The sequence below is a fragment of the Imperialibacter sp. genome (assembly GCF_040222815.1).
GTDB lineage: Bacteria > Bacteroidota > Bacteroidia > Cytophagales > Cyclobacteriaceae > Imperialibacter.
In genome coordinates this window covers 13,834-28,192 of the sequence record NZ_JAVKCH010000015.1, presented here as the reverse complement: position 1 = coordinate 28,192, position 14,359 = coordinate 13,834, and the positions used below count along the sequence as shown (strand labels likewise).

The following is a 14,359-nucleotide window of genomic DNA, read 5'->3' as shown; positions in this document are numbered from 1 at the left end:
ACGTTTTAGCTAAGCAATGGACAGAAACAGCAGTCAAACTTTTGTAATAATTATGGCCGGTGGCGTAGGGAGTAGGTTTTGGCCCTATAGCAGAAACAAGCGCCCAAAACAATTTCTTGACATATTTGGTACTGGTCAGTCACTTTTACAAATGACCTACAACCGGTTCCTGCAAACGGCGGGCAAAGATAACATATTGATCGTCACTAATCAACAATACGCTGAATTAGTAAAGGAACAATTGCCTGACCTCCAGCAGGATCAAATACTGCTTGAGCCGGCCCGAAGAAATACCGCTCCGTGCGTGGCGTATGCGTGCTATAAAATCCACAAGAAAAACCCTGATGCAACAGTGGTAATCACGCCGGCAGACCACGCAATTTTTAATGAAGACAAGTTCATTGCTACGGTAGAAGACGGGATAGCCGCTGCTCAGAAAGAAGGCAACCTGGTTACAATAGGCATTAAGCCAACAAAGCCGGAAACCGGCTATGGCTATATTCAATATTCGGAAGAGAAATTTGGCGCAGCCAGGAAGGTTAAAACATTCACGGAAAAGCCTGAGTTGGAATGGGCGAAGAAGTTTCTGGAAAGTGGCGATTTTGTCTGGAATGCGGGGATTTTTATTTGGAAAACGTCTACTATCATCAAGGAATATGAGAATAGCTTGCCCGAAATGGCTGAGGCCTTTGATGATGGTATGGAGCATTATTACACCGACACCGAGCAGCAGTACATCGACAAGGCCTACACGCAATGTAGAAACATATCCATCGACTACGGCATCATGGAAAAGGCGCAGGATGTCTATGTGGTGCTCGGTGATTTTGCATGGTCGGACCTTGGCTCATGGGGCTCTTTGTACGACAACCAAAAAAAGGAAGACAAGGAGAATATTGTGATGGGAGCAGAGCTACTTTCTTACGATAGTCACAGCAACATCATCAAAACGGACAAGGACAAGCTGGTTATTCTACAAGACCTCGAAGGCTACCTCGTTGCAGATTTTGAGGATGTGCTCATGATTGTTAAAAAAGACCAGGAAGCAAAATTCAGAGAGTTTGTCAACGATGTGAAAAACAAAAAAGGAGAGGAGCTTCTCTGAAAGCTCGGGGTGTAAACACTTCTTGCAACTTTTTGGGATGGCAGTCTACCTCAAGGCTGCCATTCTTTGTCTTACCACCTCGAAAAGAAAAATACCTGCTGCCACCGAAACATTCAGCGATTCAATTTTGCCCTGCATAGGTATTTTCACTTTCGTATCAGCCATTTCAAGCACGCTGTCAGAAATACCATCCTCTTCAGAACCCATAATGAGCGCTACAGGCCCGGTAAGGTCGGCATCTGAATATAGTTGCTCTGTTTTCTCGGTGCAAGCCACCACATGGAAGCCTGACTCTTTGAGGTATTTGACCGACGCTTCGAAGTCATTCACTTTACAAATAGGAAGGTGATTAAGAGCCCCAGCTGAAGTCTTTACAGCATCGCTGCCAATTTGAGCGCTGCCTTTGGATGGGATAACAATCGTGTCGGCCCCAGCAGACTCTGCTGTACGAACAATAGCACCAAAGTTTCTCACGTCCGTTACCCGGTCAATCAGCACGATCAAGCCATCCTTGCCCTGGTCGAAGATGAACGATACAACCCTGTGCAGGTCAGCAAACTCGATGGGCGAGACAAAGGCGATGACCCCCTGGTGGTTTTTGCCGGTTAGCCGGTCAAGCTTCTCTCCGGGTACGTTCTGAAAAACAATCCCGTTTTCGATCAGCAGCTTGATGAGCTCATTGGTGAGCTCATTTTTAACATTTTTCTGGATGAAAATTTTGTCGATTTGTTTGTCGGCCTTGATGGCTTCTATCACCGCCCTGGTGCCATAGATCATGTCGGAAGGGTTCGGCCTTCGCTGTTGAGGGTATTTTCTTATCACCTGATGCTTGTTAGTTCTGCGACCCCGCAGGCCGAAGAACAGTTTAAATTCTTCCTTTGCGCCACAAATCTACGAAGCGAAACCAATATCTGTCATAATCGTCCTTACGAATTAGCGTAAGGTAGCCAGGGGTGAAAATATTTTTGACCCTCATAAACTCAAACTTAAGGTCAGATTTGTCCTCCATTTTGAGGTAGGTCCAAACTTCTCCCACGTCATTCTTTTCAACCACATCGGGATGGCCAAAGATAATGTAGATCATGCCCGCATCAGTTTTCCAGCCTTCTTTGAACCCAGTAAACAACAAGTTCGCTTCAGCCACTCGGGTGAAATAGTTCTGCATGATTCGTTTTGCACGATCCTGACTGCCTGAAATGTCCAGTAGAAAATTATCAAGTGCCTTCTTTCGGGTTTTAGACGAAACCAGCTTGTTATACTCTTCTTTGGAACTGATGTAGCGAAGGGTGCCAATGATTTCGTCAACTGAAACGAACTTGGGATAATAAAAAGGTGCCAGGCGCATGGCCAGCGCTGAGCCGGAACTGGAATCGGTTTGAAACAGATAGAGACCTGGCTTGGTCGCAGAGAAGTAACCGGCTCTTATCATAAATGAGCTATCAATTGCCATCGTTTTGCCTCCCGAAATAGTGTCGATAACCATGGGTGGCTTGGCTTCTTCAAAATCCATATTGTAGTAAAATCCGTAAAGCTGAGTCGTGTCTTCGGCTGTAAAAGAGATCGAATCTCTTGGGCTGAAAAAAGACTTTAAGACCGGCATGCCATTTTTATCAACAGGGGTTATCCCATCGGGAGTAAACATGTTGTCGCCCTCCAGCGCTACATCGAAAAAGAACGACTTTTGCGTACTTGGCCTTTTGACGTGAAAGACAATTACATTTTGACCTTCTGAGGGCAGGAAAGCCAGCTTTCCTGCAAGCTGCGGATAGGCTGAAACGTCGGTAAGGTCAGCCCAATTGTGGGTTGTCTCATTGAAGGCAGAGGAGTCCGAATACGAGCTTCGGTAAAAAGTGTTTAACTCGTAATTGCCAATGGTGTCGTAGGCCGGAAGATTCAGTTGAAAGTAAACTTTGTAGCCCGGGTCGGATTTAACCAAACGATATTTGAATTGAATAGGCCCGGAAGGGTTGTAGGTATAGGAAAGATTAAAACTATTGATTGACTGACTGTGTACGTCAGGCCCTGCTAACGATAAGGAAATGACAAATAAACAAAATAGGGTGCTTTGAACCTTGTTCATACTGAAATGCGTGGGAATGTTTAGCATATAACAACCAAGTAACTAAAAAACTTGAACCGAAAGTATAATTTTATCTTACTTTGAAGCCGAAAAGCAATCCGAACTGAATCTTCATGGCAGTTTATACTACGGAAATTACCTCGGCAGAGATACTTTCAGACAATCCGATACACCAGCGACTTTTGAAACCCTACATAGTTGCCAAAGACTATGTGAAGGGGAACATGCTGGAATTGGGATGCGGCGAGGGACGTGGAGTGAAAGAGCTCATGCCCCTAGTGGAGAAATATACTGCCCTCGACAAAATCGGGGAGATTGTTGAAAAACTCCAAAGAGAAAACCCTAAGGGTGATTTCAGACAAGCTGTATTTCCTCCATTTAGCGGCCTTGAAGACAATGCATTCGACAGCATTGTTACCTTTCAGGTAATAGAGCATATAACGGATGACGAGCTGTTTCTGAAAGAAATGGCCAGGGTGCTAAAGCCCGGGGGGGTGGCGTTGCTCACTACGCCCAACATCAAGCTGACACTGACCAGAAACCCATGGCATATCCGGGAGTATACAGCACAGGAATTAACCGATTTGGCAAAAAAGTATTTTCCCAATGTAGAAATGAAGGGAATTGCCGGAGGCGAAAAGGTGATGGATTACCACGACAAAAACAGAGCTTCCGTGAAAAGGATCACAAGGTTTGATGTGCTCAATTTACAGTATCGATTGCCTGCCTGGATGCTTCGGATTCCCTATGATTTGCTGAACAGGTTTAACCGGAATAACCTGCAAAAGGCATCCGACAGCCTGGTGTCATCCATTTCCCACGATGATTACCTGGTGTCGGACAACGCCGATACTTCTCTTGATTTATTCCTGATTTTGAGGAAATAAAAAAAGCCCCTTATTCCGGGGCTTTTCATTAGTTGTTCATCATTCCGTAGTGTTTTCGGAAGAGCTCTTCGTATGTTTTTCCCAGCTCAGGATCTTCATAGGCCCGGAATACTCTCGCTAACTCGTTGAGTACGATTAGGTTCTTTTGCACAGTAAAGGAGTCAGCAATCAAATTGTCGAACATGTAGGTGAGCATTTCATCGGCTCTTACACTCATTGTAGCTGCTATCTCTTTGGCTTTTTCTTCTTCGCCTACTTCCATCAACAGGCTGACCATTCTCACAGTGAAGTGATCATAGGGAACCACCGAGTCTGGCATTACTTCAAGAGATTTTAGAAGTGCGTTTCTGGATCTTTCAGTGTCGTCTACCATCAGGAGAGATTCAGCCAACGTGTTGAAACTCGCTCTATGGTTAAGAACAAAATTCCTGTAGTCTTCGGTGTAGTAAATGCTCGGATCCTGAAGACCTCTCCAGTAGAAATTGTTCATCATGTTGTCGTACATAATGTCCACATCTACAAAGGTTTCCTGGTTATCTGGGTTTTCGACAGGGAGCAATCGGTAAGCATTGCCTTCCTGCACCGCATACCGCCTGATGTCTATATTAACACTGGCCAACGAGGTGTTATTGAAATAAATAGGGCGCTCCCATTTGTTGGTCAGTATGATGTCCAGAATGGCCAGGTCTTTCTTTTCCAGCACCCTGTCTTTGATGTTGAACACCATTCTAGGCACCATGTAGTCTTGTAGTGTAGAAGGAATAATTCCCTTTGACATTACGCTGGCAGAGTCAACATTCAGGTACACACTCTTAGAAGGAATAGAATTGTAGGCACTGATGGAAGTAGCTACCCTGAGCGCAGGATTGCCTTCACGCACCAGCTTCATGTACTGCTCCAGGCTAATAGCGCCTTTGATATTCTCTCTTTCCATCACCACCACAAAGTCGTTCAAGCCGCCCTGGCGGTAGTCTTTGCTGGTCAGCGAGAATGGGAAGGGCTCAGATTCATAAGCCTGCCTCATCATTTGATCGATGTACCAGTCGGTGTTGAAATAGCTGAGTACAACCACCCGCACGTCGGTACGGAAGCCTTCCACCTCCTGCACATACCAAAGCGGGAAAGTGTCGTTATCGCCGCCTGTGAAAAGGATGGCATTGGGGGCGCAACTGGCCAGGAAGTTCCTGGCGGTGTCAACGGAGAAATAGCGATCCGACCTGTCATGATCATCCCAGTTTTCGCTCGCCATAATGGCCGGGCAGCTTAAACAGATGATGAGAGAAGTGGCGATGGCCGCTTTCTTATTGGCAATAAACCTTTGGAATAAATCGTACATGGCCAATACTGCAAAGCCTATCCAGATGGAGAATACATAGAAAGACCCGACGTAGATATAGTCCCGTTCTCTTGGCTCAGAGGGGGGGGAGTTGAGGTAAAGCACCAGGGCCGCTCCTGTTAAGAAGAACAGCAGCAGCATCACGCTAAAGTTCTTTTGGTCTTTTCTGTATTGATAGAAGAATCCTATCAATCCAAGAATAAGCGGAATGAAAAGGTAGTTGTTCCGACCTTTATTGTTTTCGAGCTCCCAGGGTACCTTCTTAAAAGCATCGGCGGGCGACGTCCAACTGGCATCCTGCACATCGCTTTCACGGCCTGCAAAATTCCACATGAAATACCTCATGTACATGTGGCCAAGCTGGTATTTGAACATGAAGTACAGGTTGTCGCCAAAGGTGGGTTTCTGACCTGCCCTGAGACCGGTAATTTCTCTGTAGCGCTTGGCATGTTCTGCACTGGAGCTGTACATCCTTGGCAGGATGGTCATGCCGCTCTTGTCATAAATAGCGTCTACTTTGTAGTCAATAATATCGTATTCCGTTTCTCCCTTGGCATACACAGGGGCTCCTTTTTTCTGCTCCTGAAGCTCGGTGGTAAAGTACTGTCCAAAGAAAAGAGGGCGATCACCGTATTGTTCTCTTTTGAGGTAGGAAACGAAAGTGTTTACGTTTTCAGGGTTGTTCTCATCGATAGGTGGATTGTAATTTGACCTGATGAGCACGATTGTGTAGGAAGAATAGCCTATCAAAATGAAGGCAAAAGCCAGCAATGAGGTGTTCAGAATGACCTTCTCTTTTTTCTCGGAATAAATGATGCCGTAAATAAGGGCGCCGAGGAAAAGAAGGACGAAAACGATGATACCGGACTTAAATGGCAGGCCAAGTGAGTTCACAAAGAAAAGCTCGAAAGAGAAGGCGAGACTTGGCAAGCCTGGGATAACGCCCGCCATGATGATAAGAATGATCGCACCACTAACGGCCAGGGTTGTTAACACGCCTTTCGTAGTGACCTCCTTGTAGTACTTGAAGTACACGATAAGTCCAAGGGCTGGAATGGCCACAAGGTTGAGAAGGTGAATGCCTATAGAAAGACCCACAGTGTAGGCAAGCAACAGGAACCAGCGATTTCTGTGCCTGTCGTCGTCAATTTGCTCCCACTTCAGTATGGCCCACACAACGAAGGCGGTAAAGAAGGATGAAATAGCATAAACCTCAGCTTCAACAGCCGAAAACCAGAAGGAATCGGAAAAGGTGTAGGCAAGACTGCCAACAAGGCCAGCTGCAATAATCGACCAGTTTTGATCGTCGGTGCCCTGGCCAGGCTTCAATCCCATTAGCTTGTTGGCGAGAGCTGTGATAGTCCAAAAAAGAAACAAAATAGAAAACCCGCTGCTCAGCACACTTGAGATATTGATCCAATAAGCCACTCTTTCTACATCGCCGAGAGCAAACAGACTAAAGAACCTGCCGATCAACAAGAAGAGAGGCGCTCCCGGGGGATGAGGCACTTCGAGTTTATACGAAACTGCTATAAATTCTCCACAGTCCCAGAAGCTGGCGGTGGGCTCAACAGTTAGCCAATAAACGAGGGTGGCAATGGCAAAAACGAACCAACCGGTAAGGTTATTCACCTTTATATAATTCATTCTATTAATTTTTTATTCGGGCGAAAATAGTAATTAATAAGCTATCTGCCTTATGGATACCTATAATATTGAGAGGGAGAAGAAAAGGCTTGCCACCTAAACAAAAGGGTAGCGAGCCTCTAAATCAAATTGGGAGATTGTTATCCCTCGAAATGCGAGTAATGCTTTCTGAAAATGCCTTCAGTTTTTAATGCATCTTCATGAAAGCCGTAGGCTTTAAGTATCCGCTGGAGCCTGTCGAGCACAAACAGGTTCTTCCTCACCTCAAAAGCATCTTGCCTCACGGCTGAAGAATAATAACTGAGCTCCCTGTCAGCTCTTTCAATCAGGGTTTTTCCGATGGTCAGGGCAGTGTCACTGTCGTTGAGTGCCATAAGTAGCCCGGTCGTTTCTACGGCCGAAATATCGTAAGGAATGGTGTCGTCAGGAATGGCGCTGAGGCTTTTGTGAAGTGCTTCGACCGCCTGATCATTTTTTCCTTCCAGCATGAGGGTTTCAGCCAGCGAGTTGAAGCCCATGCGGGGGTTCATCAGTTGCTTTTGGTAGTACGATGAATAGTTGACATCAGGATTGTTGAGGTTTCGCCAGGAGTAAGTCTCCGTCATGTTGGCAAACATTACCTGGCTATTGACCAAATGGCTGTCACTCTCAGGATTTTCAATTGGAAGCAATTTGTAAGTCATTCCTTCCTGTACAACGTACTTATTGAGATCAAATGGCAGCAAACTCAGGGCGGTATGAGTGAAATAGATGGGCCGCTCCCAGTTGTTGGAGGCGATCAGGTCGAGCAGCATGATTTCACTTTTTTGAAGACCGCCCCCAGTGACTTCAAAGGTGATGTAGTCAGGAATATATTGGGTCATGGTGTCGGGCACCAGGTGCCTGGCCAGCACATCGTCTTTATTAACAGGCAGCCGAATCAACTTTGAAGGTAAGGAAGCCAGGTTTGACCCGCTTCTTGTTTCCACCATAATTGCCGGGTGCTTTTTCTTCAGAAGATTGAGGTATTGTATCAGATTAATAGCTTCGCCCTTCAGGTTAGGGTTCTCTACTACGGGCACGTAGTCGATCAGACCTCCCTGCTTGTAGAGGGTTTTTTCAATAGAAAAGGGCAGGGGCTCCGATTCGTAGGCTTTCCTTTTCATCATGTCAATGTTCCAGTCGGCACTAAAGAGCGTGCCAACTATTACCCTCATATCAGTTCTCACGCCTTCCACATCCTGCGCATACCACAGCGGGTAAGTGTCGTTGTCGCCACCGGTAAATAAAATGCCATTTGGCTCACACCCAACCAGGTAATTTTTTGCCATATCAACCGAGTAGTACCTGCCGGAGCGGTCATGATCATCCCAGCCCTGCATAATCATAATGCCAGGCACCATGAGTGTAGCAAACCAGGCCATGGCCAGGGCCAACTTTCGTTCTGCGAAAAATTGCTGCGACTGGCGAAGGAATGCGAAGGCTCCAAGGCCAATCCAAATGCAGAAAGCAAAGAACGATGCCACGTAGATGTAGTCTCTTTCTCTTGGTTCTGAGGGTGGGGAATTGAGGTATAATACCAGGCCCACTCCTGTGATGAAGAACAATACTCCGATAACAGAAAATGATTGTACGTTCTTCTTATAATTGAAAAACAAGCCCACCAAACCAAGTACAAGTGGCAGCATTAAAAAGCTGTTTCTGGCATGATTCCCTTCCATTGAAGGAGCCACTGAAGATGTGAGGGCGACGAAACCAGCATCTTGCTGATCACTTTCCCTGCCGGCAAAATTCCACATAAAGTACCTCATGTACATGTGCCCCAGCTGGTAAGTAAACAGGTACTTGAGGTTGTCTGCGAAATTTGGCTTTTGCCCAGGCTGTAGACCTAAAATCTGGCTGTAGGCCTCGGGGTGACGATCTCTTTGGCTCCAAAGCCTTGGGAGAACTGTCGTTCTGGTTGGGTCGTATGTCAGGTTATAGTCATAGTCTTCTATCTCGTATGAAGTAGCACCTTTTTGATAAACCGGATCACCAGGCTGTTGATCAATCAGCTTTGCGTCATAGTAGTTGCCGTACAATAGAGGCCTGGTTCCGTACTGCTTCATGTCCAGATAACCCACAAAATTGGGTAGGTTCTCCGGGTTCCACATGTCGATCAGTGGATTTTTTGACGAGCGAATAGTAAGTATCCCAAAGGAAGAATAGCCGATAATGAGAAAGCTAATGCAAAGTGCAAGTGTGTTGAGACCCACCAGCCCCTTTTTTTGCGTAAAATAGACCGCCAGCAGAATGCTTGCTGTAATAATGACCATGCCGAAGGCGGCACCGCTGCCAAAGTCAAGCTTGAGGGAGTTGACGAAGAATATTTCGAATTTGGTGAGGAGGCTCATCACGCCGACCCGGAATCCAAACATAACGAATAGAATACCTATCCCGCTCGAAACAATTGTAACGGCAAGCCCTTTCCAGGAGAAAGTGTAATTCTTAAAGTAATAGATGAGTGCCAGAGATGGAATCGTGAGCAGGTTCATTGGGTGCACCCCAATGGAAAGGCCCATCAGGTAGGCAATGAATAGTAGCCACTTGTTGGAAAGCGAGGCATTTTCCAATGCGTCCCACCTGAGAATAGCCCAAAACGCTACTGCTGTAAAGAACATAGACATGGCGTACACTTCCGCTTCCACTGCCGAAAACCAAAAGGTGTCGGAGAAGGCGAAAGCGAGTGACCCTGTTACCCCGGAGCCCATCAACACAAGTGCGTCTTTGCTTTGAAGGTCAAAGTGTTCAGCCTTGAGAATTTTGGAGGCAAGGAGAACGATGCTCCAGTAAAGAAACATTACTGCCAGAGCGCTGCTCACTGCACTCATCATGTTCACCCAAAATGCGATCTGCTCGGTGTCGCCTAATGCCAAAAACGTAAAAAAGCGACCGAGCAGCAGAAAAAAGGGTGGCCCGGGAGGGTGTGGAATCTGCAACTTGTAGCTGGCAGCTATAAATTCCCCACAGTCCCAGAAACTGGCCGTCGGTTCTAATGTGAGGGCATAAACTGTGAGCGCAACAAAAAATACCGCCCAACCGGTCAGGTTGTTGATCAGTTTAAAGTTCTTCATGCTCAAAAGCTGGTTTTACATATAAGCTTAAGACTCTGTTTATGAACGCAGGGTTGCCTCTATTTTGTATCTTTTCATATTATTTGAACCCTTAATAAAATGTTTGTCGTAGCGAACAGACTTTTGCGTTCTATATAATTTTTGCACCAAAAACCCTGCTCTTTACTAATGCGTATGTGGTGTAATGTTATCGGCATTTACTTTTAAACACCTGTGAAGCATGAAATCACTACTCAACCTTGAGGAAGCAGCGATATTTATTGCAGCCTTTTTAGGCACTATTTATCTGGAGTACGCCTGGTGGGTGTTCTTTGCCTGGCTGCTTGCACCAGATGTAAGTATGATAGGCTATTTGTTCAACACTAAAATTGGTGCTGTCTTTTACAACTTAGCACATCATAAAGGGGTAGCTGTGGCTTGCTTCGCAGCAGGCTTTGCGATGTCGTCACCTGAATGGATGTTCGCAGGGCTTCTTTTGTTTGGCCACAGTGCCATGGACAGGGTTTTTGGCTATGGGCTAAAGTATGCTGACGATTTCAAACATACCCACCTTGGGTGGATAGGAAAGAAGTAGCTTGGAGCACTATTTATAGATAATCAGGTAGAATCCAATCCAAAGAAAAAACCAAAGCACATACGACGTTGCCACTATGATGATGCTGTTTTTTCTTTGCTTCCCTGAGATGACGTATACACCGGCGGCTAGCGCAATCCAGTAGGCAACCTCAAAGAGATTGAGTGCCTTGAGGGGATAGTGCCAGCGGGGTGCCAGTGACTCAAAATCGAACAGATTCATTAGAGAGAGCGGATAGAAAGCGCCAATTTCCTGATAGGTAGGATCGGTGTTTACTACCAGAAACCAGGCGATTTTGATAAGCTCGGGAATAAAAAAGACAAGTTCTGCTGCCAAAACCAGCCGCCACATGTCTTTAAAAGTGAGCTTGTAGCCAAACATAAAGCCGCCCACATAGAGGATAAATGCGGTGACGGTAAACTTCCAGGCATAAACGAGAGGAACTGTCAGGTACTGCACTGCACTTAAGGCGTGGAAAAATCCCATCTCACCCCGCTCCTGTAGAATCTCGAATGCGGCTAACTCTCCTTCGATGAAACTTTTTTTGATAAAAAGCAGTATCAACGTGACAACACAGATGACAGCAAACAGCTGTCCCGTGCCAAATGAAAACCATTCGTCGAGAAGTTCTTGTCGTCTTTCTTTGGAAAGTTGCATATCAATGGAAAAATTTACAATTCACAGAACGGGTTTGCCGTTGATTCGTTGTTATCTTAAATATTCAATTTGAAAATTGGCAGACTTTTGGCACTCCACCAAACCATGAGGTTCATCATTATCACTTTATTGTTGTCAGTCGGCCTTGCGGACCGGTCATCTTCTCAAAGCATAAATGTGGGAGAGGTGAAGGCGGACACTGTGGATGTGGCTAGTACACTGCTGATTAACGACATCAAGGTGCAGCTTGACGCCACCGAGGCGCTCAACAATATGTATAACTTTCATTTTGCGACAGCCGAGAAGCAATTCAGGTGGCTGAAGCAAAAGTATGGTTGGCATCCGCTGCCTTATTTTTTAATGGGGCTGTCCGAATGGTGGAAGATTGTGCCCAATATTGAAAATGAGCAGTACGATAAAAAGTTTTATGCTTATATGGATACCGCTCTTGTTCTCTCCGAGCGGCTTTACAAGGAAGTGAATAAAGTTGAAGGCGCTTTTTTTCTGTCTGCTACCTACTCGTTTCAGGGAAGGTTACTTTCAGAACGGAAAAAGTGGACAAAGGCGGCTGTGGCAGGTAAGAACGCCCTTGCTTATCTTGAAGAATGCCGTGGGCAGGAGGACCTCAGTCCCGAAATACTTTTTGGCGACGCTTTGTACAACTACTACTCCGTTTGGGTGCCGGAGAACTATCCTCTGCTGAAGCCTATAATGTTGTTTTTCGACAAGGGGGATAAAGATGATGGCATTACTCAGCTAAAAGAAGTATCCAGGAATGCTTTTTACACCCGAACAGAAGCTCAGTATTTCCTCATGCGGATTTTATCCAGCGAAGGAAAAAACATGTATGAAGCTTTGCAGGTAGCAGAATATTTGCACCAAACGTTTCCTGACAACCCGTACTTCCATCGCTACTATTCACGGCTATTGTATGGCACCGGCGACTATCAGCTTTGTGAGAAGACTTCTCTGGAGATCATAGATAAGTATTATCAGAGATATGATGGCTACGAGGAAAACAGCGGTAGGTATGCTGCTTTCTTTCTGGGCCAGATATATCAAACGAGAAAAGACTATCCAAATGCCAAAAAGTTTTACAAAGAAGCGGTAAGGTTTAGTTCTAAAAATGAAACCCAACAAATGGGCTATAACCTGTATTCTCTGCTGGCACTTGGAGAAATAGCCGAAAAGGAAAACAATCAAAAAGAGGCAAAGGAATACTACAAAGAAGTCAAGCGCCTGGCAGGCCGAAAAGACCGGGCATGGGAAGTGGCCAAAAAGAATTTGAAGGAGATGGATTAGATAAGAAAAACAGGTAAATTTATTCATGGCTCTTCCCATCTATAAGAACAAAAAAGTCACTTATGCTGACTACCTCACCTGGCCCGACGGTGAAAGGTGGGAGATTATTGATGGGATGCCTTATAATATGAGCCCTGCTCCGAGCAGAAGGCATCAAAAAATTAGTGGAACCATCCATTTCCACCTCCAAAAATTTTTGATGAATAAAAAGTGTGAGGTTTATGCATCGCCATTCGATGTTCGCTTATCCGAGGACTATTCACAGGATGAACTGACGGAAAACGTTGTCCAACCCGATCTGTCTGTTTTTTGCGACAAAAGTAAGCTGGATGAGAAGGGGGCAATTGGAGCACCCGATCTGGTGGTGGAGATTCTTTCTCCTTCCACTTCAAAAAAAGATATGTCAGAAAAATTACTCCTTTATCAGAAATTTGAGGTGAAGGAGTATTGGGTGGTTGATCCGGAAGGTGAGGATGTTCGTGTGTTTGTGCTGGACGAAAATGGGAGGTTTTACCTGTTGTCCATTCTTAAAAATGATGAGACTTTGAAAAGTAAATTGTTCTCGGGGTTGACTATTCCGCTGGAAGAACTATTTGCTGAATAGACCAAGAAAATTTTTGGTGTTCGCCTTTACCGAGTACCTAGCTTCGACCGTTTTTCGCCCTTGCGTCCCTAGTTCTTGGCTCAAGCCGGGGTTTTCAATAAGTGTCTTCAATGCCACCAGCCATTCCTCATCAGAGGTTGCCAGAAACCCGGTAACTCCGTTATCTATAATGTCAATGTTCACCCCAACAGGTGAAACCAGTGTGGGTATTTCCAGCGCCATGTATTGCAAAGCTTTGAAGCCGCACTTGCCTTTGCTCCATTCGTCGTCTGCGAGTGGCATCACGCCAATATCGATGGCAGCCAGATCGTCTATTTCTGTTTCTTTGTTCCAGGGTATAAACACCAGCCAGGGGTAGGTTACTATCGGCGGCTGGTTGGAGATGACCCTAAAGGAGAACATTTGATCTTTGGCAAGTTTCTCAAGCACAGGCCAAAGCATATCGAGGTAAGGGAGGGTGGAGTGGCTGCCCGTCCAGCCAATAACGATAGGGGCGTTGGTGGGCTTTGTTTTTTTGTTGATTAGGCGGTGATGCTCCATGTCGATGGTAGTAGGGTTGATCACGACGTGGTTATTGAACTGCTTGGCGTAGCTTTCCAGATAGGAGTTCCCCACAGAAATTTTCCACGACCAACGGCAGATGCTGCCAGTTTTGGAATGCCACTTTAGCCAGGCAGCGATTTTGTTGCTTTCGCTGGTATTGGGCAGCCAAATGGCATCATCGAAATCAAAAATGATTTTTTTTCGAAAAACTTTGGCAATAAGCCATTCAAAGATAGGCGGCCCCAGCGGTGTCAGCTCCCGGTGAATAAAAACGAAATCGGCGGAAGAAATCCGGCCAAGCACTTTGAATCGCCGACCGAATCCATTGACTAGCCCCCATGCTTTTTGCAGTGCGTTGCCCCTTTTGTAGAGAACCTTCCAGTAGTATTCCCCCCAAAACGACTGACTGTCGATCGAATGCCCCGCCTTAAGCAACGCCTCAAAGTACTGTTCGAACCGAAAGCGCTGCGACGGCGCTTGCTGCAAGGGGTAGGGAAAGAGGAAAAGAATTTTCACCTGCCGAAATTAGTGC

General features: G+C 45.8%; 11 protein-coding genes. 5 read left to right on the top strand and 6 right to left on the bottom strand.

What is annotated here, in order from left to right:
- Positions 1-16 precede the first annotated feature (16 nt).
- Entirely contained in the window at positions 17-1,105 is a 1,089-nt protein-coding gene (locus RIF36_RS04680; protein ID WP_350076318.1) for a mannose-1-phosphate guanylyltransferase, read from the top strand.
- A gap of 45 nt (positions 1,106-1,150) precedes the next feature.
- Here the strand turns inward: RIF36_RS04680 and rlmB are convergent, their stop codons facing one another.
- Together rlmB and RIF36_RS04670 are read right to left on the bottom strand one after the other, a co-directional pair.
- Positions 1,151-1,927, bottom strand: coding sequence for a 23S rRNA (guanosine(2251)-2'-O)-methyltransferase RlmB (gene rlmB, locus RIF36_RS04675; RefSeq protein ID WP_350096060.1), 777 nt, complete (start codon positions 1,925-1,927; stop codon positions 1,151-1,153).
- A gap of 43 nt (positions 1,928-1,970) precedes the next feature.
- Positions 1,971-3,185 carry a GWxTD domain-containing protein gene (locus tag RIF36_RS04670; protein ID WP_350121420.1) on the bottom strand — a complete coding sequence of 405 codons (1,215 nt, stop codon included), beginning with the start codon at positions 3,183-3,185 and terminating at the stop codon, positions 1,971-1,973.
- A gap of 113 nt (positions 3,186-3,298) precedes the next feature.
- Here RIF36_RS04670 and RIF36_RS04665 point away from each other — a divergent pair, with 113 nt between their 5' ends.
- Positions 3,299-4,072 (top strand): class I SAM-dependent methyltransferase, encoded by a 774-nt coding sequence (locus tag RIF36_RS04665; protein ID WP_350121417.1) that lies wholly within the window; start codon positions 3,299-3,301, stop codon positions 4,070-4,072.
- Positions 4,073-4,100: 28 nt separating this feature from the next.
- Here RIF36_RS04665 and RIF36_RS04660 read toward each other — a convergent pair whose 3' ends face one another.
- Positions 4,101-7,055, bottom strand: a complete 2,955-nt coding sequence (locus RIF36_RS04660) for a glycosyltransferase family 117 protein (RefSeq protein WP_350121414.1) — start codon at positions 7,053-7,055, stop codon at positions 4,101-4,103.
- 140 nt (positions 7,056-7,195) lie between these two features.
- Entirely contained in the window at positions 7,196-10,147 is a 2,952-nt protein-coding gene (locus RIF36_RS04655) for a protein O-mannosyl-transferase family (protein WP_350121412.1), read from the bottom strand.
- Positions 10,148-10,367: 220 nt separating this feature from the next.
- On the opposite strand from RIF36_RS04655, the gene RIF36_RS04650 reads away from it, so the two are divergent.
- Positions 10,368-10,721 (top strand): DUF4260 domain-containing protein, encoded by a 354-nt coding sequence (locus tag RIF36_RS04650; protein ID WP_350121409.1) that lies wholly within the window; start codon positions 10,368-10,370, stop codon positions 10,719-10,721.
- 9 nt (positions 10,722-10,730) lie between these two features.
- Here RIF36_RS04650 and RIF36_RS04645 read toward each other — a convergent pair whose 3' ends face one another.
- The gene (locus RIF36_RS04645; RefSeq protein WP_350121406.1) at positions 10,731-11,378 is read right to left on the bottom strand and encodes a hypothetical protein; all 648 of its coding nucleotides are present in this window, start codon (positions 11,376-11,378) and stop codon (positions 10,731-10,733) included.
- Between the two features lie 105 nt (positions 11,379-11,483).
- Here RIF36_RS04645 and RIF36_RS04640 point away from each other — a divergent pair, with 105 nt between their 5' ends.
- Both RIF36_RS04640 and RIF36_RS04635 read left to right on the top strand, forming a co-directional pair.
- Complete coding sequence (locus tag RIF36_RS04640; RefSeq protein ID WP_350119909.1) at positions 11,484-12,680, top strand: tetratricopeptide repeat protein; 1,197 nt, start codon at positions 11,484-11,486, stop codon at positions 12,678-12,680.
- A gap of 25 nt (positions 12,681-12,705) precedes the next feature.
- Positions 12,706-13,284, top strand: a complete 579-nt coding sequence (locus RIF36_RS04635) for a Uma2 family endonuclease (protein WP_350121403.1) — start codon at positions 12,706-12,708, stop codon at positions 13,282-13,284.
- On the opposite strand, the gene RIF36_RS04630 is transcribed toward RIF36_RS04635, so the two are convergent.
- Positions 13,270-14,343, bottom strand: a complete 1,074-nt coding sequence (locus RIF36_RS04630) for a glycosyltransferase family 4 protein (RefSeq protein ID WP_350121400.1) — start codon at positions 14,341-14,343, stop codon at positions 13,270-13,272. The two genes, RIF36_RS04635 and RIF36_RS04630, sit on opposite strands and share 15 nt — an antisense overlap.
- Between the last annotated feature and the right edge of the window lie 16 nt (positions 14,344-14,359).